This window comes from Paraburkholderia sp. BGA-UO-ETr-F21, assembly GCF_059567925.1.
This window is the reverse complement of the sequence record NZ_JCAQOY010000003.1, coordinates 35,008-58,294: the sequence shown is the minus strand read 5'-3', so window position 1 is coordinate 58,294 and position 23,287 is coordinate 35,008. Positions and strand designations below refer to the sequence as shown.

Below are 23,287 nucleotides of genomic sequence, written 5' to 3'. Positions count from 1 at the left end.
CCATGCGTTTCGAAGGCTCATCGCAGTACGTCGCCACCGACGACCTCAAGCTCGCGGTCAACGCCGCGATGACGCTCAAGCGCCCGTTGCTGATCAAAGGCGAACCCGGCACGGGCAAAACCATGCTCGCCGAAGAGGTCGCCGCGGCGCTCGGCATGCCGCTGCTACAGTGGCACATCAAGTCCACCACCAAGGCACAGCAGGGTCTGTACGAGTACGACGCGGTCTCGCGCCTGCGCGATTCGCAGCTCGGCGACGAACGCGTCAAGGACATTCGCAACTACATCGTCAAGGGCGTGCTGTGGCAGTCGTTCGAATCGGAGGCGCAAACGGTGCTGCTGATCGACGAGATCGACAAGGCCGACATCGAATTCCCGAACGACCTGCTGCGTGAACTCGATCGCATGGAGTTCTATGTGTACGAGACGCACGAGCTGATCCGCGCGAAACAGCGCCCGCTCGTGATCATCACCTCGAACAACGAGAAGGAATTGCCCGACGCGTTCTTGCGCCGCTGCTTCTTCCACTACATCAAGTTCCCCGACCCGGTCACCATGCAGCAGATCGTCGAGGTCCACTATCCCGGCATCAAGAAGGAACTGCTCGCGGCCGCCATGCAGAGCTTTTTCGAGTTGCGCAACGTCGCCGGATTGAAGAAGAAGCCGTCCACGTCGGAACTGCTCGACTGGCTCAAGCTGCTGCTCGCCGAAGACATTCCGCCCGAAGCGCTGCGCTCGTCCGACCAGAAGCAGATCATTCCGCCGCTGCACGGCGCGCTCCTGAAGAACGAGCAGGACGTGAGCCTGTTCGAGCGGCTGATCTTCATGAACCGAAATAACCGTTGAAAGATCGTCGACTGAGCGTCGGTTGATCATTGATCGAGCGCCGGGCAGTCGCCGCGAGGCCGCCATTGAAACGACCGCCGCCCCGACCACCCGCGCCCGCAGAGGACCCAGCATGCTGATCGATTTTTTCTACTCGCTGCGCGCCGCCAAGCTGCCGGTGTCGGTGAAGGAATACCTGACGCTGCTCGAGGCGCTCAAAGCCAACGTGATTGCCCCGTCGCTCGACGAGTTCTACTACCTCGCGCGCATGACGCTGGTTAAGGACGAGCAATATTTCGACAAGTTCGACCAGGCGTTCGGCGCGTATTTCAACGGCGTCGCACAGGCCTCGGAGCTCGCTTTCGACGTGCCGCTCGACTGGCTGAAGAAGAAGCTGCAACGCGATCTGTCGCCGGAAGAGAAAGCGCAGATCGAAGCCATGGGCGGCCTCGACAAGCTCATGGAGCGCCTGAAGGAACTATTCGACGAACAGAAGGAGCGCCACGAAGGCGGCAGCAAATGGATCGGCACCGGCGGCACGTCGCCGTTCGGCAATGGCGGCTATAACCCGGAAGGCGTGCGCATCGGCGGCGACGCGGCGGGCAACCGCACCGCCGTCAAGGTCTGGGAAGCCCGCGCCTATCGCGATTACGACGATCAGGTCGAAATCGGCACGCGCAACATCAAGGTCGCGCTGCGCCGCCTGCGCCGTTTCGCCCGCGAAGGCGCCGCCGAAGAACTCGACCTGCCCGACACGATCCGCAGCACCGCCGCGAATGCCGGCTGGCTCGACCTGAAGATGGTGCCCGAGCGCCACAACAAGGTAAAAGTGCTGATGCTGCTCGACGTGGGCGGCTCGATGGACGATCACATCAAGCGCACCGAAGAACTGTTCTCCGCCGCAAAAGCCGAGTTCAAGCATCTCGAGTTCTACTATTTCCACAACTGCGTGTACGACTTCCTGTGGAAGAACAACCGCCGCCGTCACGCCGAGCGCATGCCGACGTGGGACGTGCTGCATAAATTCACGCCCGACTACAAGCTGATTTTCGTCGGCGACGCGACGATGAGCCCGTACGAAGTGTTGCAGCCGGGCGGCTCGGTGGAGTACAACAACGCCGAAGCCGGCGCGGTCTGGCTGCGCCGTCTCGCCGATCATTTCCCGCATCACGCGTGGCTCAATCCCGAACCGGAAGGCCTGTGGGCGTACCGGCAGTCGGTCAGTGCGATCCGCGAAGTGCTCGGGCACCGCATGTACCCGCTCACGCTGGCCGGCCTAGAGACCGCCATGCGCACGCTGAGTAAATAGTCCGGTCACATTTTTACGCTTTACCCTCCACGATAAGAAAGTATCTGCATGAGTCCGCTGTCATCGCCCGATTTGTCCCCTGCCGCGACACCGCCTGGGCGCCTCAATCCCTTCGCCGACACCTCGCTGTCCGCCATCGTCGCCGGTTTCGTCGCGATGATGACGGGCTACACCAGCTCGCTCGTGCTGATGTTCCAGGCGGGCCAGGCCGCGCATCTGACCGATGCGCAGATTTCGTCATGGATCTGGGCGCTTTCGATCGGCATGGCCGTGTGCACGATCGGCCTCTCGCTGCGTTATCGCGCGCCGATCGTGATTGCCTGGTCGACGCCCGGTGCGGCGCTGCTGGTGTCCTCGCTGCCGCATGTGCCGTACGCGGTGGCCATCGGCGCGTTTATCGTGTGCGCGCTGCTGCTCACCCTGGTCGGCCTGACCGGTTGGTTCGATACGCTGATGAGGAAAATTCCGGCGGGCATCGCCTCGGCCTTGCTGGCGGGCATCCTGTTCGAGATCGGCATCGAGATTTTCCGCGCCGCGCAGTTCCAGACCGCGCTCGTGCTGACCATGTTCCTCACCTATCTGGTCGTCAAACGGCTCGCGCCGCGCTATGCGATCGTGACGACGCTAATTGTCGGCACGGCGGCCGCCGGCGCACTCGGGCTGCTCGACTTCAGTCACTTTCACGTCGCGCTGGCGCATCCCGTGTTCACGATGCCGGCGTTTTCGGTGGCGGCCAGCGTCAGCATCGGGATTCCGCTCTTTGTCGTGGCGATGGCGTCGCAGAACGTGCCAGGTATCGCCGTGCTGCGCGCGGACGGCTACAGCACGCCCTCCGCGCCGCTGATTTCGACCACCGGCATCGCTTCGCTGCTGCTCGCGCCGTTCGGCTCGCACGGCATCAATCTTGCGGCGATCACCGCTGCGATCTGCACGGGCCCTGAAGCGCACGAAAACCGTGACAAGCGTTACACCGCCGCGGTCTGGTGCGGCATCTTCTACCTGATCGCCGGCATTTTCGGCGCGACCATCGCCGCGCTGTTCGCGGCCTTGCCCAAGGCGCTGGTGGTCTCCGTCGCGGCGCTGGCGCTGTTCGGCTCGATCATGGGCGGCCTCACCAACGCCATGCAGGACGCGAAGCAACGCGAGGCGGCGCTGGTCACGTTCATGGTGACCGCCTCGGGGCTCACGCTGCTGTCCATCGGCTCAGCATTCTGGGGGCTGGTGGCGGGCGTGGTGACGCAACTGGTATTGAACGCGCGGCGCGCCTGAGGGCCCATGGTGCGCTGCGGCGGCATAATGGGCGGCAATGCCCTGCACGTCGTCACATCAACGGTGGCGGGCAACTGCCGTTCGAAATCCGTTTGAACGGATTGCCGTGGCCAAGTGTCAACACTGCATCAGGCGATCGCCATAGAATAGAAGCATCCGGCAGCGTTTCCCGGCAACATGGCGGGCAATGCTGCAGCGTGACCCGCGGCCGCCGGAACTGATCTGTCTTTCAGACCGGCGGCGATCTCATTTCTCCTGAACCACGGCGCACGAGCGCCCTGAAGGCTCGAACATGACAACCGCACTCGACCAACTCAAGCAATACACCACCGTCGTGGCCGATACCGGCGACTTCCAGCAGCTTGCCCAATACAAGCCTCAAGACGCCACCACCAATCCGTCGCTGATTCTGAAAGCGGTGCAGAAAGACGACTACAAGCCGTTGCTCGAAAAGACCGTCAAGGCGCACGCGTCGAAGCCGGTCGGCGCGATCATCGACCAGTTGCTGATCGCATTCGGCACCGAAATTCTCAAGATCATTCCGGGCCGTGTGTCGACCGAAGTCGACGCGCGCCTGTCGTTCGACACGGAAGGCTCGATCGCCAAGGGCCGCGAACTGATCGCGCTGTATAAGGAACACGGCATCGGCCGCGAACGCGTGCTGATCAAGCTCGCCTCCACGTGGGAAGGCATCCGCGCGGCGGAAGTGCTGCAGAAGGAAGGCATCCACTGCAACATGACGCTGCTGTTCTCGCTCGCCCAGGCCGCGGCCTGTGCCGAAGCGGGCGCGCAGTTGATCTCGCCGTTCGTCGGCCGGATTTACGACTGGTACAAGAAGAACGCCGGCAGCGCGTGGGACGAAGCCAAAGACGGCGGCGCCAATGACCCGGGCGTCAAATCCGTGCGCCGCATCTACGCGTACTACAAGAAGTTCGGCTACAAGACCGAGGTGATGGGCGCGAGCTTCCGCACGCCGGGCCAGATTCTGGAACTGGCTGGCTGCGATCTGCTGACCATCAGTCCGGATCTGCTGCAAAAGCTACAGGACAGCACCGAAAAAGTGGAGCGCAAGCTGTCGCCCGACCTCGCCAAGGATACGGACATTGAACGCGTGCCGGTCGACGAATCGTCGTTCCGTTTCCTCGTCAACGACGAAGCCATGGCCACTGAAAAGCTCGCCGAAGGTATCCGTGCCTTCGCCGCGGACGCGGTCAAGCTGGAAAAGCTGATCGACGCGCTGCGTTAAGCCTCGCTCGCGCCGCGCTCAACGCCGGCGCTCGGAACTCGCGGCCCTGGATCTCACGATTCAGGGCCGCGCGCCGTTTACCGGCGGGTTTGCGAGGACCGCGTGTGGCAGTGGCGTGCGGCGCCCCACCCTACGACATATAGTCACAATTGCCGTTTGAGCGGCGACTACAATCGTCTTCACAGGTGCTTTCCCGCCAGTCCTGGCGGGCGATATCGGCGCCGCTGACCTCGATTCCGGGAGACGATCATGCAGGTTCAACCCTACGTATTCTTCAACGGGCGTTGCGAAGAAGCGCTCGACTACTACTGCGCGAAGCTCGGCGCCCAGGTGACCTTCAAGATGCGTTACAAGGAGGCGCCGCCCGATCCGCAAAACCAGCCGCGCCCCGGTCTCGAAGAGAAAATCATGCACGCCAACGTGCGGATGGGTTCGACCGACTGGATGGCCTCCGACGGCCATTGCGATCCCGCTGCCGGCTCGATGAACGGTTTCAGCCTCTCGCTGACAGCCGACGACACGGCCTCCGCCGAACAGTACTTCACGGCCCTCGCCGACGGCGGCCAGGTCATGATGCCGTTCCAGCCGACCTTCTGGAGCAAGGGCTTCGGAATGGTAGTGGACCGCTTCGGTCTGATGTGGATGGTGACGCTGCCGGAAGGTTGAGCGCGGCGTCACGGCGGGCGCTCTCGTGGAGCGCGTCTTATCGTGCCTGGTGCGGATTATCGCGCGCAGTACGGTTCATCGCACCCGGCGCGGCCGCCTCGTCAGTTCCACCAGCCTAACCCCTCGCCGGCATCCGCGAATTCCGTTCGATGTTCCAGTTCGCCTCGGTTTCCAGCAACTGCTCGCGCAGCCGGTCAACCTGCTCGGCAAGCCGTTGCCCGAGCCAATACGGCCCCTGAAGTTCGGCCGGCAGTTTGAGCGCCGCGTCGCCGTGCCGCTGCGCGAGCGGCGACGCGGCCGGAATGCCGAAATGCGTCGCCCGCCCAAAGCGCAGACCACGCGCCATGGCCAGCAGTATCGCGCGCACGGCGCTCACCTCCGCGCCGCATTGCCTGGCATAGGCGGCGCGCGCTACGGCGTCGGCGTGCATCAGCGGGCCGGTGGCCAGCAACTCCAGTGAACTGAGCACCGAGCGGTGCAGCCGCTGAATCTCTTCGAGTTTCGCTTGCGGCACATCGATTTCCTTCGCCACCGAAGGCATCAACGAACGCAATTGCACGAGCCGCTTGTTGATGGCAAGAAAGCGCTTGACCTGCTCTTCCTCGCTGATCGTCTCGCCTTCCAGCAGGCGCGTGTAGATACGCGCGCATTCGCGCAGATTGGCCGCGATGCCGTAGCGCCACGAATAGGTGGCATGCAACGGCAGCGCAAACGAAAACGCCAACGCGATCACAATGCCGATCAGCACATTGAGCGTGCGCCACAGGCCGACGTCGATCAGGTTGTCGCCGTGACCCGCGACGATACACATGGTGATGGCCGTCAAGAGCCCAATATACCCGGACGAGCCGATCGCAAACCACGCGCAAATGCCCGCAACGATCGACATCAGCACATAGGTGAGCGGCAGCGAGCCGGTCAGGTTTTGCAGGAGGATCAGGCCGAGCCCGATCGTCGCCCCGAGCAGCGTGCCCGCCGCCCGTTCGGTCGCCTTCTTGCGGATGTTGCCGTGGTGCTGCAAGCCGCCGATCACCACCAGCAGTGTCACCGAAGACCAGATGCCGTGCGGAATATCGATACCGGTGGTCGCCAGAATCGAAACCAGCATGGCCACGCCGACGCGCAGACTGTGCAGCACTTTGGCGTGGCGATAACGGTAGTACGGCGACGTCACCGCTCGAACCATCCGGCTGAGCGCCGAGCGGCGAGGAATCAAAGTGTGGGAATCGGCAGAAGCCATAGCGGCGCGCTCGATGCGGTAAAGGATGGTTCCGCTATCCTGCCCTGGAGTGCCCTATCAAGACAAACATCGGCAACACAATGCCATCAAGACAAACGCCCGCAAACTTTCGTCTGCGGGCGCTGCGCTTTTCAGGCTCTCGAACCCGTCACGCGGAACAAGGCAAGCTAGTCGTGCTTAGCTTTCGACCACGTCCAGATAGTCTTCCGGACGGGTGCGGTCTTCGGCGCGCTGCATGCCGGTCGCGCGCACCAGTAGGCTCACCACCACCGACACCACCAGGTTCACGATCAGCGACCACACCGCCGCGTAGCCCGGAATCGCCATGCCGAACAGGTGGATCGTGAAGATCGAACCGGCCAGCTTCAGCGAAATCGCCATCCACGTACCGGTTGCGATACCGACCGCCCAGCCGGCCAGCAAGCCGCGATAGTCGAGCACGCGCGTGTACAGACCCAGCACGATCGCCGGCAGCGTCTGGATGATCCAGATACCGCCGAGCAGCTGCAACTGGATCGCGTACGTGAGCGGCAGACCGAGAATGAACGCCACCGCGCCGACCTTGACGATCAGCGAGACCAGCTTGGCGACATTGGTCTCCTGCTCATGCGTCATGTTGCGGTTGACGAACTCCTTGTGGATGTTGCGCGTGTACAGGTTCGCTGCCGCGATCGACATGATCGCCGCCGGCACCAGCGCGCCGATGCCGATTGCCGCGAAAGCCACGCCGACGAACCACGACGGGAAGTAATGCAGGAACAGCGCCGGCACCGCGAAGTTCGGGCCGAACGCCTTGAAGTACGGCGCGAACTCCGGCATGTCCTTCACACCCGAGGCGAGCGCCATGAAACCGAGCAGCGCGAGCAGGCCGAGCACCAGCGAGTAGGCCGGCAGCATGGCCATATTGCGGCGGATGGTGTTACCCGACTTCGACGACAGCACCGCCGTGATCGAGTGCGGGTACAGGAACAGCGCGAGCGCCGAACCCACCGCGAGCGTCGCGTACGCGCTGTAGCCGTTCAGGCTGGAGACGTCCGGCGCCTTCAGCAACAGCTTGGCCGGCGGCACGATGCTGAAGATGTGGCCGAAGCCGCCCAGTTGCGGCGGAATCACAATGATCGCGGCAAAGATCGTGATGTAGATCAGGATGTCCTTGACCACCGCGATCATGGCCGGCGCGCGCAGGCCCGAGGTGTACGTGTAGGCCGCGAGAATCGCGAACGCAATGATCAGCGGCAGATCGCCGACAAAGCCCTTGGTGTCGAAACCGAGCGCGCCGATCACCACTTCGATACCCACCAGTTGCAGCGCGATATACGGCATGGTGGCGACAATACCGGTCACGGCGACCGCCAGCGCGAGCATCCGGCTACCATAGCGCGCCGACACGAAGTCCGCCGATGTCACGTAGCCCTGACGTTTGGCGATGCTCCACAGTTTCGGGAACACGACGAACGCGAACGGATAGATCAGGATCGTGTACGGCAGCGCGAAGAAACCGGTTGCGCCCGCACCGAACACCAGCGCCGGCACGGCGATGAAGGTGTACGCCGTGTACAGGTCGCCGCCCAGCAGGAACCAGGTGACGATGGTCCCGAAGCGCCGGCCGCCAAGGCCCCACTCTTCCAGATGCGCGAGGTCGCCACGCCGCCAATGGGCCGCAATAAAGCCGAGAATCGTGACGCCGATGAAAAACAGAACGAAGACGAAAGTTGCTGTGGCGTTCATTATCGTGCGCCCCCTTGCGGACGGCCATTCGAGCGCGTCTTGGTCTTGAAGTACACGAGCGCCGTGATGACGGCGCTGATCAGCACCCACAGGAGCTGATACCAGTAGAAGAACGGAAAATCGAACAGCACCGGTTCGACCTTGTTATATGACGGCACCCAGATCATTGCGATCCAGGGCAACAGCAGCAACCAGAGCCAGTGCTTGCTGGCTTTGTTCGCGTCGGCGTCGTGAGCCATGACGTCTCCTCTTCCCTATTATTGAAATGTTGGCCCGTGTTTGACGGGTGGTGGATCCCGCAGCGAGGGGTCGCCTCGCGAATGCCAACGGGCGCCCCGAAAGCTTCGAAAGAGTATAGGAGCCGCGAACGCCCGGTCAAGCAGGGACGACCCGAGCACGACCGTGCTTTCGGGATCGGTGGCGGGGTGTCCGAATGGACGTGTCGATGCGAAGAGGCGGGGCGCGGGAGAGTCCGTGCGGCCTGGCTCTGACAGGCCGCCGGTCCGCGTCACGGAGACGCGGACCGGCTACTCAATGCGTAATGGATGGTGCTGCAGGCAACCGTCGCGTGGGCGCAACGGCGAAGGGAGCGGCAACGGGGCAATTGCGCCTCTGTGCTGCTTCGGGCCGGACCCGGCTCGTGCGAGTCCGACCGCTTCGGCACACCAGATCAGATCGAGAACGCGGCGCCGGTCTGTCCGGTCGATTCCTGCAAGCCCTTGATCCACTTGCGTGCGGGCAAACCAAGTTCGGTTTCGATCAGCTTGGCGCGCGTTTGCAGCGCCGTGAACGGGACCTCGAGCGGCGGCCCCGAAAACGCGATCGCGATGCGGTTGCCGTCGTGCACTTCCGGCAGCGCGACCACGCGGCCGTCGAAGGCTTCGTTCAGACGCTTCATGTTGCGCACGAAGCTCGGATGATCGCCGAACAGGTTCACCGTCACCACGCCCGCTTCGGTCAGACACGCGCGCACCGCACGATAGAAGCCGACGCTGTCGAGCACCGGACCGCGCGCGGTCGCGTCGTAGACGTCGGCCTGCAGCGCGCCGATCGTGCCGTGGTTGGCGCGGTCGTTGACGAAGTCCCATGCATCCATTTCGTGCACGCTCAGACGCGCGTCGTCGTGCGGCAGTTCGAACATGGTTCGCGCGGCCACCACGACTGCCGGGTTCACTTCCACCGCCTCGACCTTCGCGTGCTTCAGGAAGCGGTGCGCGAACTTGGTCAGCGCCGCGGCGCCCAAACCGAGCTGGACGATGCGCCTGGGCGTTTCGATGAACAGCAGCCAGGCCATCATCTGCTGCGCGTATTCGAGTTCGATGTGATCCGGCTTGCGCAGACGCATCGCGCCTTGAACCCACTCCGTGCCGAAATGCAGGAAGCGCACGCCGCCCTCTTCCGAGAACGTCACCGGCGCGAAACGGGGTTTGCGCGGCGCTTCGATTTGCGGCGCGTCCTGCAGATCTTCGTCGTGCGAAGCGCGCTTCTTGCCGCGCGGGAGCTTCTGCTCGTTCTGCTTTTGAGGACGACCGCCGGCGGCGTCAGCGTCACGGTTGCGGAAGGCACGCGCTTCAGCGGAAGCGCGCTTGATCAATTTCGTCATGTAAGGATGTCGCGCCAAAGACGCAATTTTTGGTCGAACGAGAGCATAGCATTCGCCGGACTCGACGAAGGCAATACCAGGGTGGCGTAGCCCGCGGCGCCGATCACCGGCGCGAAGCGGCCCGCCGTCTTGCCGTTGAAGCAGACTTTCGCGAGCTTCGGCGCGTGCTCGCGCAACGAAGCGAAATCGTTCGGACTGGCATTGCGGATCGCCGCGTCGAGACTGCCTTCGCGCGTACAGGCGGCGAGCACGTCCCACACACCGATGCCGTGAGCCAGCACGCGCCGCAAACGCTCTTCGTAGGCGAGTTCGGCGAGCGGTTCGTCGAGCACGGTGCCGAGAAGCCGCCAGAACTGGTTGCGCGGATGCGCGTAATACTGTGTCGCGGCGAGCGACGCCTCGCCGGGAAAGCTGCCGAGAATCAGCGTATGCGTATCCGCCGCTGCGACGGGAGGAAAGCCGCGCAGCATCAGCGGCGCCGCTCGTCGGTCGCGCGCGAGGCGGGATGCGCGCGCGAGGCGGTGTGCTCGAGCGGACGGCCGTGTTCGCGCACGCGCGGATGCGCGAGCCACTCGTCCGACCGGCTCGCGTGAGACAAGCCCGCCAGATGCGCCCATAGCGCCGGCAGCATGCATTCGGTCACCATCAACGGCGTGCCGTGGCGCTCGAACACCGAGCGGCGCGCGACCAGCGCGTGCGGCGGCAAGCCTTCGACCGCGCGCGCCGCGAGGCGATAGAGCGGATGCCGCGCAGTCAATCTGCGGCTCACCAGCGACGAACGCGCCACGCTGCTGTCGCTATACAGCAACTCGGCCAGCGGCCGCGTGCGCAAGCGCCGCATGGCTTGCCAGACGCCGGCGCTCGCGGCGAGCGGCGCGATGCTGTGTGCCGCCACGAACGGCACGCCGTCGACCGCGAGGACGACTTCGCGTACCCACACCGGCGCGCGCGGCGCGAGACCGAGCGCGGCGCTCTCGTCGGCCCACGGAAGCGCGACACCCTCATGCGTCACGCGTACCTCGACAGCGCCAAGCGCACGCAGATGCGCGGTCAGTGAACCACCACGGGTCAACCAGTCTTTCTGCGCGGCGCTCAAGCCGGGCAAGGGAGCGACGCGCCAGTGGGCGTCGGTGGCAACGAAACGGATAGACATGGTGTCGGATTATAACGGCGCGGCCGTCGGATCCTTCCCCGCCGCGCACGCCCTTTCCTTCAGCGGATTTCATCTGTTACGACGCGGGTCGCGAAGCACCTCGGCTGGATTGCCGATTTCGGATCATTCCACTTTTTCGCCGCCCTGCTCGCGCCAGAACGCGCCGCGCTCTCAGCTAGCGACAAAATCGCGCAATGCTCGCGCGACTTCATCGAGCACCGTATCCCACCGTCCCAACTCGCGCTGCCTGAACAGACGCGCCGACGGATACCACGGACTATCGTCACGCTCCGTCATCCAGCGCCAGTCCGTGAAGGTCGGCACCAGCACCCAGACCGGCGTGCCGCACGCGCCGGCCAGATGGGCAACCGCGGTGTCCACCGTGATGACCAGATCGAGCAACTGCACGATCGCGAGCGTATCGGCGAACGTGCCGATCTCGGGCCCAAGCCTGTGCATGCCGAGATCCGTGCGCCACGTCACCGCCTCGTTTTGCGCCTCGCCCTTTTGCAGCGAAAACCAGCTCACGCCGGTTTGCTCCAGAGCCGGCAGCCATTGCGGCAACGGAATGGACCGGTAGCGATCGAGCCCGTACGCCGGATTGCCGGCCCAGACAATGCCGACGCGCTTTGCAGACGGGCCGCACGCACCGACCGACGCAAGGGCGTCGAGGCGGTTCCGCCAACGCTGCGTTTGGGCTGGCGATGCACGCAGATAAGATGTGGTGAGCGGCAACATCGGCAGATCGAGATTCATGGGCTCCGGCATTCTGAGCATGCGGCACCAGTAGTCGTACGGTCCGGGCGGCGCGGTGGTCCACGCGGCATGCACACCCGCCGCGAGGCGCGCGACTTCGCCCAGCGGTACCTCGACCCAGACATCCACTTGCGCGCCAAGACGATGCAACCAGTCGGCCATGCGCAAGAACTGCAATTGATCGCCAAGCCCCTGCTCGCCAACGAGCAGAAAGCGGCGACCCGCCACCGGCTCACCTCGCCACTCTGGAAAATTCGGGCGCGCCAGATTGCGATTTTCCGGCAACGCCTCATGCCAACGGTATTGCTTCCAGCCGTTTTTAAAGTCGCCCGCGCGCAATTGCGCGGCAGCCAGATTGAATTGCATCAGCGGATGGTCGGGCATCAGCCGCGCGGCTTCGACAGCATGCGCGTGCATGGCCGGGAATTCGCCCAGCATGTTGAACGCAAACGACGCGTTGTGATGCAGCCAGCCGTTATACGGATCGACGCCGATGCCTTGAATGGCGACGCTGATCGCGTCTCTGAAACGCTCCACGCCATTCAGCGTGTAAGCCACCTGTTGCAGCGCGAATGCGTCCGCCGCGAAACGCGTGCGCAACTCGGCGAGCACGCCGTCGATCGCGTCGCCGCGCTGCGCTTGCCACAGAGCCGCAATCAATTCGAGCGCGTCGGGCAGATGAGTCGAATCGAGCCGCCAGGCACGCAGCCAGTAGTCCGCTGCGTGCTGATGACCTTCGAGCTGCGTGCTGATTCGCGCCAGCGCGCGCACCGCATGATGCAATGCCGGCTCGAGTTCGAGCGCTTCGAGGTAGTGCCCGCGTGCCTCGGCGAGACGCATCGAAAGCTTCAGGCAGTCGGCCAGATTGCGATGCAGGCTCGCGGTGCCGCCACCCAGGCTCATGGCGCGATGGTAGAACGCTTCGGCCACGATCAGCTCGCCGCCCAGCGCGGCGATCAAGCCGCGGTGCTCCCAGATATCCGCGCGCTCAGGCGCGAGGTTCAATGCCAGATCGAGATATTCGCGCGACCGCTCAGTTTGATCGACACGGAAAGATGCGAGGCCGAGACGGTGGAGCGCATGGACGTTTTGCGGTTGTTCGGCGAGGACCCGCTGGTAGTCGGCTATCGCTTCGAGATGACGCCCCGCGGCGAAGCAGGCGTCGGCATGTGCTGTGATTGCGGCGACATCGTCGGAGAAGGAGGTGCTGAGTAGTAAGTCTGTTTCGTGCATCTACATCGATCAATCAGTTGCGTGAATTGCTTTATCTGCAATGGTCTGCGCCGCTTAGGCTTTCTGGTCCTGTGACATCATGGCCGCAAGATGCGCCGCCACCCGCTCGACCACCGGCGCCCACTGTGCAGGCTGCGGCTGCCGGAACAGATCGACGGAGTCGTACCAGAACTGCGACTCCTGCGTGCCCCACGACCAGTGCGAGACGTGATCCAGCATCGCCACTACGCGATGCCCTAATGCGCCGCCGAGATGCAATGGCGCGCTGTCGATCGTTACCACCGCGTCCAGCGCGGCAAGATGGGCGGCCACGTCATCAAAACCGTGCTCGTAGCCATCGGTCAGGTCGCACAGGCGATAACCCTGCGCGGCGAGCGCCGCCACATCGGCATGGCGTGCGGGCGTGAGCGGATGGAATACGACATCGGGCAGCGCCAGCAGCGGTGCCAGTGCCGCAAGCGGAATCGACCGTTTGGCGTCGCGCCGATGCGTCGGGCTGCCCGACCAGACGAGGCCGATTTGCCACTTCGCCTCGGGCGCGCGTGCGCCGACCCGTTCGCGCCACGCCGTCACCTTCGCTGCATCGGCCCGCAGGTACGGCGTGCCGCGGATCTGCTCCGGATGGAGGCCAAGCACGAGCGGCAGGCTCATCATCGGCAACGCGTAGTCTGGCGAGCCGAGCGGTCCGTCTTCGATCGACACGCAATCGGCGTAGAAACGCGCAAACAGCGGTTGCAACGCACGACGCACGGCGAGCACCAGCCGGCCGCCTTCGTCGCGAACGCGAGCGGCCATGAACGGAATGAAGCGGACCATCTGGATGTCGTCGCCGCTGCCCTGCTCGCTGTGGACCACCAGCGTCTTGCCGCCGAGCGCTTCACCACGCCAGCGCGGGCACAAACGCGCCATCAGGCTGACGACGTTGTTCTGTTCGCGGTCTTCGCGCGCAAGACGCGCCTCGAAACGCGGCCACGCGCTCGACCAGGCGCCGCGCCGCAGTTCGAGATCGGCGAGATCGACCGCGGCCTGCACCCCCGACGGATCGAGCGCGAGCGCGGCATGCAGCGCCGCTTCGCTCTCCTCAAAGCGCGCCTGCTCGCCGAGATACATGCCGATTGCCGCCAGCACGTCCGCATTGCCAGGCGCGGCGGCGTCCACGGCGCGCATGGTGGCCTCCGCCGCTGCCAGGTCGTCGCACTGCCATTGAGCGTGACTGAGTTGCCACGCCATTTCCGCATCGCCGGGATGACGCGCAAGACTCTCGCGGCAGACGCGCTCGACCATCGGCCAGTCGCGAATCTCGCGAAACGCCAACGCGAGTTGCAACGGCAACGCCGGATCGATCGCGGGGTCGAGCGCATAGGCCCGCAGCAGCGCCGCGCGACGCTCGGCTCGCGCGTCCGCCCCGGGCAGTGCGGCCAACGCGATCGACAAACACCACGGCGCGCGCGCGTCCCGCGGCGCTCGACGCTCATAGACTCGCAGCATGGGTACAGCCGCCGACGGCGCGCCGCAGTCATCGATCAGCCAGGCCACCCAGTCGAGCGTCGCCTCGAGCGGCTGTGCGGCCACCGCCAACTCGCTGTGACGCTGCGCAGCCTCGGCCTGACCGAGCGCGTCGGCAAACAGCGCGAGCCGGGCATGGCGCGCCCCGTTCGCGCACGCTTGCGCCTGCGACGCGCTGTGATACGCCGCTTCGAAATGCGCCGCAATTGCACACAGGTCCGCATGCAATTGCGGCGTGACGCCTGCCGCGGCTAATTCGGCCGCGCGCCGCGCGGCGGCATCGAAACCTTGCTCGCGCAGGATCGACCACAGGAGATGAACGGAATCGAGAGGAACGGCCAAGGCGGAATCGGGCATGGGAATGAGGAGCGTGGTTGTCGCGGGCGAGTGCGTAGTCGCAAAAATAAGATCTAGTGCTAGCGGCGCTTAAAGATCGCCAAATAATCCTTTAAGCCTCCGAATAAAAATCGCGCGATCATAAGATAAAGCCGAGCATTGGCATCTCACAAACCAATCTCAATTTAATGCCATTGCTTCTGTTTAGTTAGTTAACCATAATTAATTTCGACCGATGCCCGGGCGCAGCCCCACCGGCCGATCAGATCAACCCATCACAACTTGGAGCAACACTTGAACACTGCGAAATCGAAGGAAACGTCCGACCGCATCGCTCATCTAGCCGCTGTCGTATTGCGGCGCGCGGGTGTCGCGCAACTGGAAAAGGAACTGGCGGGATCGGCACTGGCGCAGCATCACACGTCGAAACAGACCAGCAAGGCGATCGGCAGTCTCGCGGCGAAAGTGCTGGCCGATCATGCCGCGTGTCACGAGGCAAAGGAATTGGCCGGCTGCGTGCTCTCGCAAGTACGCCATGTGGAGGCCGCGGCTCCCGCGCGTTAAGCCCCTGGCTTGAGAGCACCGAAGCGGTCCTGACATTGCCGCGCCGGATAAAAAAAATGCGCTGCCGAAGCAGCGCATTTTTCAACCACAAGCGTTATTGCAACGCCGCGGAATCAGGCTCGTCTCACGCCTGGTTCGCGCGCGCCAGCAACAGCGCATTGGTACGTTTCACGAAGCTCGCCGGGTCTTCCAGCGCGCCGCCTTCGGCGAGCAAGGCCTGATCGAACAGCAGATGGCACCAGTCGTCGAAATTCGCGCTGTCCGCATGCAGCCCCTTCACTAGCGCGTGTTCCGGATTCACTTCGAGAATCGGATGGAACGACGGCGCTTGCTGGCCCGCGGCCTTCAGCATGCGTTGCAGGTAGCCGCTCATTTCGCCGTCGTCGGCAACGAGGCAAGACGGCGAGTCGGTCAGGCGGAACGTGAGGCGCACGTCCTTGGCCTTGTCCTTCAGCGCTTCCTTCATCTTCTCGACGAGCGGCTTGAACTCTTCGCCAACCTTTTCCTGCGCCTCTTTTTCCTCGTCGTTCAACGCGCCCAGATCGAGGTCGCCACGCGCCACGCTTTGCAGCGGCTTGCCTTCGAACTCGTTCAGGAACGACAGGATCCATTCATCCACGCGATCGGTCAGCAGCAGCACTTCCACGCCCTTCTTGCGGAACACTTCGAGGTGCGGGCTGTGGGTCGCGGCTTGCCAGGTGTCGGCGGTGACGTAGTAGATCTTGGTCTGCTCGGGCTTCATGCGCGCGACGTAGTCGGCGAGCGACACGGTCTGCTCCGGCGTGTCCGTATGCGTCGACGCAAAGCGCACGAGCTTCGCGATCCGCTCGCGATTGGCGAAGTCTTCGCCGATGCCTTCCTTCAGCACCTGGCCGAACTCCTTCCAGAAACCAGCGTACTTTTCCTTGTCCGCCTCGTTATCCGAATTGGCCAGCTCTTCGAGCATGGACAGCGCGCGCTTGGTCACGCCTTCGCGGATCGCTTTCACGTCGCGGCTTTCCTGCAGGATTTCGCGCGACACGTTCAGCGGCAGATCCGCCGAATCGACCACGCCCTTCACGAACCGCAGATAGGCCGGCAGCAGTTGCTCGGCGTCGTCCATGATAAACACGCGCTTCACGTACAGCTTGAGGCCGCCACGATAATCGCGATTGAACATGTCGAACGGCGCGTGGGTCGGCACGTACAGCAATTGCGTGTACTCGCTGCGGCCTTCGACGCGGTTATGCGTCCACGTGAGCGGATCCTGATGGTCGTGCGAGAGGTGCTGATAGAACTGCTTGTACTGCTCGTCGGTGATCTCGTTCTTCGCACGTGTCCACAGTGCGCTGGCCTGATTGACGGTCTCGTCTTCGTCCTTCGTGACCATCTCGCTCTTTTCCGCGTCCCACTCTTCCTTCTGCATGAGGATCGGCAACGCGACGTGGTCCGAGTACTTCTGAATGATCGATTTCAGACGATGCGACGACAGCAGTTCGTCTTCATCGGCACGCAGATGCAGCGTGATGGTCGTGCCGCGCGCGCTGCGTTCGATCTGCTCGACCGCGAAATCGCCCTCGCCCGCGCTTTCCCAGCGCACGCCTTCCGAGGCCGGCAAACCGGCGCGGCGCGTTTCGACCGTGATCTTGTCCGCGACGATAAAGCCCGAATAGAAGCCCACGCCGAACTGGCCGATCAGCGCCGCGTCTTTCTGCTGGTCGCCGGAGAGCTTGCCGAAGAATTCCTTGGTGCCCGAGCGCGCGATCGTGCCGAGGTTGGCGATCGCTTCGTCGCGGCTCATGCCAATGCCGTTGTCGTCGAGCGTGATGGTGCGTGCGGCCTTGTCGTACGACACGCGAATCCGCAAATTCGGATCGTTCTCGTACAACGCGCTGTTTTCGATTGCTTCGAAGCGCAGCTTGTCGGCCGCGTCGGACGCGTTCGAAATCAGCTCGCGCAGAAAGATTTCCTTGTTGCTGTACAGCGAATGGATCATCAGGTGCAGAAGCTGTTTCACTTCTGCCTGAAAGCTCATGGTTTCTTGTGCCATGGTCGGACTTCCTCTCTGTTGCGAATGGGGTTCAAGTCGGGCGCGGCGCCGTTCGTTGCGGGCTGCCCGCCGGCGTGCCGCCGGCCGCCGGTGAGCCGGCCGCCGGAGCCGCGAGCCGCGGTACGCCGGATCGTCCGCCTAATTGGGGGCGAGCCGGCGCGGTTTCAAGAGGCGCGCCGCGCCACGCTGTCGAGATAGCGGCACAGAAACGTCGCCAGCTCCGGGTCGCCGCAGTTGGCGATATTGAAGCGCATCCAGGTGGTCGGCGACTGCTGCGGTGAGAACAGGCTGCCGGGCGTGAGCAGAAAGCCGGCTTCGTGGCCGGCGGCCGCCAGCGCGCCGGCATCGACGCCTGTGTCGGCCCACAGGAACATGCCGGCCATCGGCGTCAGGAACAGCTTCAGCCCGGTCTTCTCCAGCATCCGCACGGACTTCTCGCGCACGCCGTCGAGCCGCACGCGCAGGCGCTCGACATGCCGCCGGTAGTGGCCCTCGGTCAGGATCTTGTACAGGACACGCTCGTTCAGTTCCGGGCTCGTCATGCCGACCAGCATCTTCTGGTCGCTGACCGCGATTGCCACCTCGGGCGAGCAGGCAATGAAGCCGACTCGCAGATTCGGTGCAAGCGTTTTCGAGAAACTGCCGAGGTAGATCACGCGCTTCAACTGGTCGAGGCTCGCGAGCCGCGTGCCGGGATAGCTCGGCGGACACAGATCGCCGTAAATATCGTCCTCGACGACGATGAAGTCGTACGCTTCGGCAAGACGCAGAATACGGAACGCCTGGGCCGCCGTGAGCGACGTGCCGGTGGGGTTCTGCAGCACCGAATTGATCACCAGCATTTTCGGCCGCCAGGTCTGCACGAGCGACTCGAGCGCATCGAGATCGGGGCCGTCCGGCGTGTACGGCATGCCGACCAGCCGCGCGCCCTGCGAGGCGAAGCGCCCGAACATCTGGAACCACGCCGGATCGCCGACGATCACCGCATCGCCGGGTTTCACGTAGATGCGCGAGATCAGGTCGATGGCCTGGGTAATGCCGGACACCATCACGATCTGATCCGGCGAAGCGCCGATCTCCAACTCTTCCAGCCGCGTCTGCAACTGCTGGCGCAGCGGCAGGAAGCCCTGCGGCGTACCGATACCGAGCATTTGCGCGCCGCTTTGCCGGCCGAGAGTGCGCAGCGCGTTGGTGATCAGATCGCCGTCGAGCCAGCGCGCCGGCAGATAACCGAGGCCGGGACTGCGCTCCGGACGTGCGCCCGTGTGCAGCATGTTGCGCAGCAGCCAGACCACGTCGATGGTGGCGGGCGCGGGGGCTGCCTCGGCGAGCCGATGAATCTCGGCGGAGGCCGCGGCGGCCAGCCGCTCGCGCACATAGAACCCGGAACCGCGCCGCGACTCCAGAAAACCCTGCGCCACCAGCCGTTCGTACGCCTCGACCACGGTGAAACGCGACACGCCCTTGTCGAGCGCGAGCTTGCGGATCGACGGCATGCGCATACCGGGGCGGAACACGCGTTCCTCGATACGGCGGCGCGCCCACTGGACGAGCTGCTCCACCAGCGTCAGCGACGCGGTGTTGTGCGGGGCGGGAATCTGGGCAAGCGGGACGGACATAACGGGCTCCAACTGTACCGAACAGTATCGAATCGATTGTACCGTTACTGTGCCGGTGGGCGCCGCTACATTTGAGATAAGCAAAGGATGGGACGCAGTCCGGCGGGGCGTTGGAGAGTCATGCCGGAATCCTCGCGTGATCCGGCAAAACCCTGCCGAAACGCCATCCGCATGGCCCGCCGATCCGGCAAACGGTTATGCTTACGGCCCCGGCAACGCTGCCGCCACACCCGGCACGTACCGGTTTACCGCAGAAACCGTTTCCTCGATCCGTCATGACTGCTCACCCGCTCCGCCTCGATCACCTCGTGATTTCCGCCCGCACCCTCGACGAGGGCACGCAGTACGTCGCCGACACGCTTGGCGTCGCCCCGGCCGGCGGCGGCGCGCATCCGTTGATGCGCACGCACAACCGCCTGCTGAACCTGTGGGGCGGCGTGTATCTGGAAGTGATCGCGATCGATCCGCTGGCCGCGTCACCGAACAATGGGCCTGCAGGCGGCGACGCGCCGCGCGCCCGCCTGTTCGCCCTCGACGACCCGGCCACGCACGCGCGGCTCGAAAACGGGCCGTATCTGTCGCACTGGGTCGCCCGGGTCGAGCGGCCGAAACACCTCCCGACGTGGCAAGCGCAGTATCCGCAGCGCATTGCTCCGGTGATTCCGATGACGCGCGGCGATTTCACCTGGGGCCTGACCGTGCCCGACGACGGCGCCTTCCCCGCCTGGCAAGGCGTCGGCGACAGTGTGCTGCCGTCGCTGATTCAGTGGGACACGGTGCGGCATCCGTCGGCGGTGCTGCCGGAAACGGGCATCACGCTAAAGTCCCTGAAGGGCGTGCATCCGCAAGCCGAGGCGGTGGCGGCGCAACTGCGGTGGCTGGGTGCGGCGCATCTGATCGAGTTGCAGCCCACGGAAGGCGCGCCGGCGCTCGTCGCCGAGTTTGAAACACCCGACGGTCTACGGACCCTTAAATAAGCAGCGCGCGCGGGTCGCCGACTCGCGCGATAATCGAAGTTTTGACCGGTTCCAGTACCAGCAGAGGAGACCATGGACCAAAGCGACTTGAAAGCCCCCACGTGGCAACTGTCCGAACGCGCACGCAAGCTCACGAGCTCGGCGATCCGCGAGATTCTGAAGGTCACGGAGCGGCCTGAAGTCATTTCGTTCGCGGGTGGCTTGCCCTCGCCGGCTACCTTCCCGGCCGAACGCATGCGCGCGGCAGCCGACCGCATTCTGCGCGACGAGCCGGCCGCGGCGCTGCAATACAGCGCGACTGAAGGCTTCCTGCCGCTGCGCGAATGGATCGCGAAGCGCTATTCGGTCAACGGCGCACAGATTCGCCCGAGCCAGGTGCTGATCACCACCGGCTCCCAGCAGGCGTTGGACCTGCTCGGCAAAGTGCTGGTGTGCCCGGACAGCCCGGTCCTGGTGGAAACGCCGACCTACCTCGGCGCGCTGCAATCGTTCTCGATGTACGAGCCGCGTTACGTGCAAGTGCCGACCGACGACCAGGGCCTCATCCCCGAAGCGCTCACGCCCGAACTGACCGCCGGCGCGCGCCTGTTGTACGCCCAGCCCAATTTCCAGAATCCGACGGGCCGCCGCCTGCCGGTCGAGCGCCGCCGCGCGCTCGCCGAGTTCGCGAAGACCGCGCCGTTCCCGGTCATTGAAGACGATCCGTACGGCGCGCTCGACTACGCGGGCGAACCGCTGCCCACCATGCTGTCGATGGCGCCGGACCATATCGTCCACCTCGGTTCGTTCTCGAAGGTGCTGGCGCCGGGTCTGCGGGTCGGCTACATCATCGCGCCCGAAGAGCTGATCTTCAAACTCGTGCAAGCCAAGCAAGCCACCGACCTGCACACGCCGAGCTTCACCCAGCGCATCGTGTACGAAGTGATCAAGGACGGCTTTCTCGACACGCACGTGCCGACCATTCGCGAGCTGTATCGCGATCAATGCGCGGCGATGCTCGCCTCGCTCGAACGCTACATGCCGGAAGGTGTCAGCTGGAACCGCCCGGAAGGCGGCATGTTCGTGTGGGTGAATCTGCCCGCGCAGATCGACAGCATGAAGCTGCTCGAAGAAGCGGTCGCTCAGAACGTCGCGTTCGTGCCAGGCGGCCCCTTCTTCGCGAACGAGGCGCAACACAACACGCTGCGTCTGTCGTTCGTCACGGTGCCGCCGGCCAAGATCGACGAAGGCGTGTCGCGTCTCGCCGCGCTGATTCGCGCGAAGATCTGAGCGTTTTTAGCGCGGTCTTCGCCCGCCTCGCGTCAACCGAACTTCACTACTGATCAAGGACTCAACATGGCTCAAACGAATGTGTACGACAAGCTCGAGCAACTGGGCATCGAATTGCCGAGCGCAGGCGCGCCGGCAGCCGCCTATGTGATGAGCGCGCAAAGCGGCAACACGGTGTATCTGTCCGGGCATATCGCCAAGAAGGACGGCAAGGTATGGGTCGGCAAGCTCGGCGCCACCCTCACCACCGAGGAAGGCAAAGCCGCCGCGCGCTCCATCGCTATCGACCTGCTCGCCACGCTGCACGCGCATGTGGGCGACCTGAACCGTGTCACGCGCATCGTCAAGCTGATGAGTCTCGTCAACTCGACGCTCGAATTCACCGAACAGCATCTGGTCACCAACGGCGCGTCCGAACTGATCGCCGATGTGTTCGGCGAACGTGGCAAGCATGCGCGCTCGGCATTCGGCGTCGCGCAGATCCCGCTCGGCGCGTGCGTCGAGATCGAGCTGATCGCCGAAGTGGAGTAACCCGCTCGAACCCGCGAGCCGCATGGCAGGAGCGGCCCGCAACGGCTGCCGGTTCGCCCGGCGCAGTGCGCAACGAAACGCGTCGCGAGGTGTCAGCCACCCGCGGCGCGTTTTGCATTTGTGGTGAGGTAGATCGTTCCGCCGTCAGCGGATAGAATCCGCCAACCCTATTCATTCGTTTGATTCGCCGGACCGCGCCCCATGCCCGCTCACACTGTCCGTTTCAAACAGGTCGACGTATTCACGTCGGTGCCATTCAAAGGCAATCCGCTTGCCGTCGTGTTCGACGCCGACACACTCGACGCGAATCAGATGCAGGCCATCGCCCACTGGACCAATCTGTCGGAAACAACGTTCCTGTTGAAGCCCACCGACCCGGCCGCCGACTATCGTGTGCGCATCTTCACCACGCATGGCGAATTGCCGTTCGCCGGTCATCCGACGCTCGGCACCGCGCACGCGTTGCTCGAAAGCGGCTATCAGCCGAAGCAGGCCGGCAAGCTCGTGCAGCAGTGCGGCGTAGGGCTCGTCGAACTGGAGGCGCTGTCCGAGCCGCTCGGCGCGTGGGCCTTCGCTGCGCCGCCCGCGCGCGTCACGCCGCTTGCTAAGGATCGCTACGCGGCGCTGTCTGCGGCTTTGCGTAGCGATGCGATCGATTTCAGCGCGGCACCCTGCGCGGTCGACAACGGTGCGCCGTGGCTCGTGGTGCGCGTCAATTCGGCGCGCGAGTGCCTCGCGCTGGAACCCGATGCCGCCGCACTCGCCGAGATCGTGCATTCCGTGAATACCCACGGGCTCGCCGTCTATGGCCCGCACGAGGCCGATGGCCCGGCCACCTTCGAGGTGCGCTGCCTGATGTCCGGAGGCAGCTTCGGCATGGGTGAAGACCCTGTGACCGGCAGCGCCAATGCGGCGCTCGCAGGCCTCCTGAGCGCCCAGCAGTTGCGCCCCGGCGCGCATTATTCGGTGCGTCAAGGCACCGCGCTCGGCCGTGCCGGCCAGGTGTGCGTGCACTACGACGATGCACGCCCCGAGGCAAGCCCCCTTCGACAACGCGGCAAGACATGGGTTGGCGGTTCGTCGGTGACGATCGTCGACGGTACCTTCCGCCTGCCCTGACCGGCGCGCTACTTGCGTAGCGCGAACGTGGACACCGGCTCGCAACCGTAACGAGGCCGGGGTTCATCCCGCCTTGCCACGCTCGACCACAGAATGCCGCATCGTGTGCGATTGAATGCGCGGTGCATGGGGAAAGGCCTGGCACACCTGAATGCCGAAGCACCGAAGCGCCGGAGCGCCGATTGCCGATGAAATACTCGAGTACGACCGCCACACCGCGCCTTCAAGGCGGGCCAAGCCGGTTGCCAGATTCGCCCCATGGGGCGGCTTGCCGCGCCCGCGTATACCCGATGCCCGGACCCTTCCTTAA

At 64.3% G+C, this 23,287-nt stretch carries 20 protein-coding genes; 10 read left to right on the top strand and 10 right to left on the bottom strand.

The window, feature by feature from the left end:
* The first annotated feature begins 2 nt into the window (after positions 1 to 2).
* From AC57B1_RS00900 to AC57B1_RS00880, 5 genes are all read left to right on the top strand, one after another.
* Positions 3 to 845: an AAA family ATPase gene (locus AC57B1_RS00900; protein ID WP_408183344.1), complete on the top strand. Its 843-nt coding sequence runs from the start codon at positions 3 to 5 to the stop codon at positions 843 to 845.
* Positions 846 to 957: 112 nt separating this feature from the next.
* The gene (locus AC57B1_RS00895) at positions 958 to 2,133 is read left to right on the top strand and encodes a vWA domain-containing protein (RefSeq protein ID WP_091796130.1); all 1,176 of its coding nucleotides are present in this window, start codon (positions 958 to 960) and stop codon (positions 2,131 to 2,133) included.
* A gap of 48 nt (positions 2,134 to 2,181) precedes the next feature.
* Positions 2,182 to 3,402, top strand: coding sequence for a benzoate/H(+) symporter BenE family transporter (locus tag AC57B1_RS00890; protein ID WP_408345122.1), 1,221 nt, complete (start codon positions 2,182 to 2,184; stop codon positions 3,400 to 3,402).
* 292 nt (positions 3,403 to 3,694) lie between these two features.
* A complete protein-coding gene (tal, locus tag AC57B1_RS00885) occupies positions 3,695 to 4,648 on the top strand; it encodes a transaldolase (protein ID WP_091796133.1) in 954 nt (317 codons plus the stop codon).
* A gap of 249 nt (positions 4,649 to 4,897) precedes the next feature.
* Positions 4,898 to 5,314, top strand: a complete 417-nt coding sequence (locus AC57B1_RS00880) for a VOC family protein (protein ID WP_408183341.1) — start codon at positions 4,898 to 4,900, stop codon at positions 5,312 to 5,314.
* A 115-nt stretch (positions 5,315 to 5,429) separates the two neighbouring features.
* Here AC57B1_RS00880 and AC57B1_RS00875 read toward each other — a convergent pair whose 3' ends face one another.
* The 8 genes from AC57B1_RS00875 to AC57B1_RS00840 all read right to left on the bottom strand — a co-directional run bounded on the left by AC57B1_RS00875 (position 5,430) and on the right by AC57B1_RS00840 (position 14,890).
* Positions 5,430 to 6,554, bottom strand: a complete 1,125-nt coding sequence (locus tag AC57B1_RS00875) for an FUSC family protein (RefSeq protein ID WP_496416302.1) — start codon at positions 6,552 to 6,554, stop codon at positions 5,430 to 5,432.
* Between the two features lie 177 nt (positions 6,555 to 6,731).
* On the bottom strand, positions 6,732 to 8,282 hold the full coding sequence (gene mctP, locus AC57B1_RS00870) for a monocarboxylate uptake permease MctP (protein WP_408345116.1): 1,551 nt from the start codon (positions 8,280 to 8,282) through the stop codon (positions 6,732 to 6,734).
* A complete protein-coding gene (locus AC57B1_RS00865) occupies positions 8,282 to 8,521 on the bottom strand; it encodes a DUF3311 domain-containing protein (protein ID WP_007175718.1) in 240 nt (79 codons plus the stop codon). Before AC57B1_RS00865 ends, mctP begins: the two co-directional genes overlap by 1 nt.
* A 431-nt stretch (positions 8,522 to 8,952) precedes the next feature.
* A complete protein-coding gene (locus tag AC57B1_RS00860; protein WP_496416301.1) occupies positions 8,953 to 9,885 on the bottom strand; it encodes a class I SAM-dependent methyltransferase in 933 nt (310 codons plus the stop codon).
* A complete protein-coding gene (locus AC57B1_RS00855) occupies positions 9,882 to 10,355 on the bottom strand; it encodes a DNA-deoxyinosine glycosylase (protein ID WP_091796148.1) in 474 nt (157 codons plus the stop codon). The genes AC57B1_RS00860 and AC57B1_RS00855 overlap by 4 nt, the downstream gene beginning before the upstream one ends.
* Positions 10,355 to 11,038, bottom strand: coding sequence for a chorismate--pyruvate lyase family protein (locus AC57B1_RS00850; protein WP_496416300.1), 684 nt, complete (start codon positions 11,036 to 11,038; stop codon positions 10,355 to 10,357). The genes AC57B1_RS00855 and AC57B1_RS00850 overlap by 1 nt, the downstream gene beginning before the upstream one ends.
* Before the next feature lie 171 nt (positions 11,039 to 11,209).
* The gene (locus AC57B1_RS00845) at positions 11,210 to 13,027 is read right to left on the bottom strand and encodes a hypothetical protein (RefSeq protein ID WP_496416299.1); all 1,818 of its coding nucleotides are present in this window, start codon (positions 13,025 to 13,027) and stop codon (positions 11,210 to 11,212) included.
* 54 nt (positions 13,028 to 13,081) lie between these two features.
* On the bottom strand, positions 13,082 to 14,890 hold the full coding sequence (locus AC57B1_RS00840; protein ID WP_496416298.1) for a tetratricopeptide repeat protein: 1,809 nt from the start codon (positions 14,888 to 14,890) through the stop codon (positions 13,082 to 13,084).
* Positions 14,891 to 15,163: 273 nt separating this feature from the next.
* Here AC57B1_RS00840 and AC57B1_RS00835 point away from each other — a divergent pair, with 273 nt between their 5' ends.
* Complete coding sequence (locus AC57B1_RS00835; protein WP_177205001.1) at positions 15,164 to 15,433, top strand: hypothetical protein; 270 nt, start codon at positions 15,164 to 15,166, stop codon at positions 15,431 to 15,433.
* A 124-nt stretch (positions 15,434 to 15,557) separates the two neighbouring features.
* On the opposite strand, the gene htpG is transcribed toward AC57B1_RS00835, so the two are convergent.
* Both htpG and AC57B1_RS00825 read right to left on the bottom strand, forming a co-directional pair.
* Positions 15,558 to 17,462 (bottom strand): molecular chaperone HtpG, encoded by a 1,905-nt coding sequence (gene htpG, locus AC57B1_RS00830; RefSeq protein ID WP_496416297.1) that lies wholly within the window; start codon positions 17,460 to 17,462, stop codon positions 15,558 to 15,560.
* 164 nt (positions 17,463 to 17,626) lie between these two features.
* A complete protein-coding gene (locus AC57B1_RS00825; RefSeq protein ID WP_496416296.1) occupies positions 17,627 to 19,081 on the bottom strand; it encodes an aminotransferase-like domain-containing protein in 1,455 nt (484 codons plus the stop codon).
* Positions 19,082 to 19,356: 275 nt separating this feature from the next.
* On the opposite strand from AC57B1_RS00825, the gene AC57B1_RS00820 reads away from it, so the two are divergent.
* From AC57B1_RS00820 to AC57B1_RS00805, 4 genes are all read left to right on the top strand, one after another.
* Complete coding sequence (locus AC57B1_RS00820; protein WP_496416295.1) at positions 19,357 to 20,058, top strand: VOC family protein; 702 nt, start codon at positions 19,357 to 19,359, stop codon at positions 20,056 to 20,058.
* 72 nt (positions 20,059 to 20,130) lie between these two features.
* Positions 20,131 to 21,327, top strand: coding sequence for an aminotransferase-like domain-containing protein (locus tag AC57B1_RS00815; RefSeq protein ID WP_408297173.1), 1,197 nt, complete (start codon positions 20,131 to 20,133; stop codon positions 21,325 to 21,327).
* Positions 21,328 to 21,393: 66 nt separating this feature from the next.
* Complete coding sequence (locus AC57B1_RS00810; protein ID WP_091796166.1) at positions 21,394 to 21,858, top strand: RidA family protein; 465 nt, start codon at positions 21,394 to 21,396, stop codon at positions 21,856 to 21,858.
* Positions 21,859 to 22,059: 201 nt separating this feature from the next.
* A complete protein-coding gene (locus tag AC57B1_RS00805; RefSeq protein WP_408345093.1) occupies positions 22,060 to 22,977 on the top strand; it encodes a PhzF family phenazine biosynthesis protein in 918 nt (305 codons plus the stop codon).
* Positions 22,978 to 23,287: the final 310 nt, after the last annotated feature.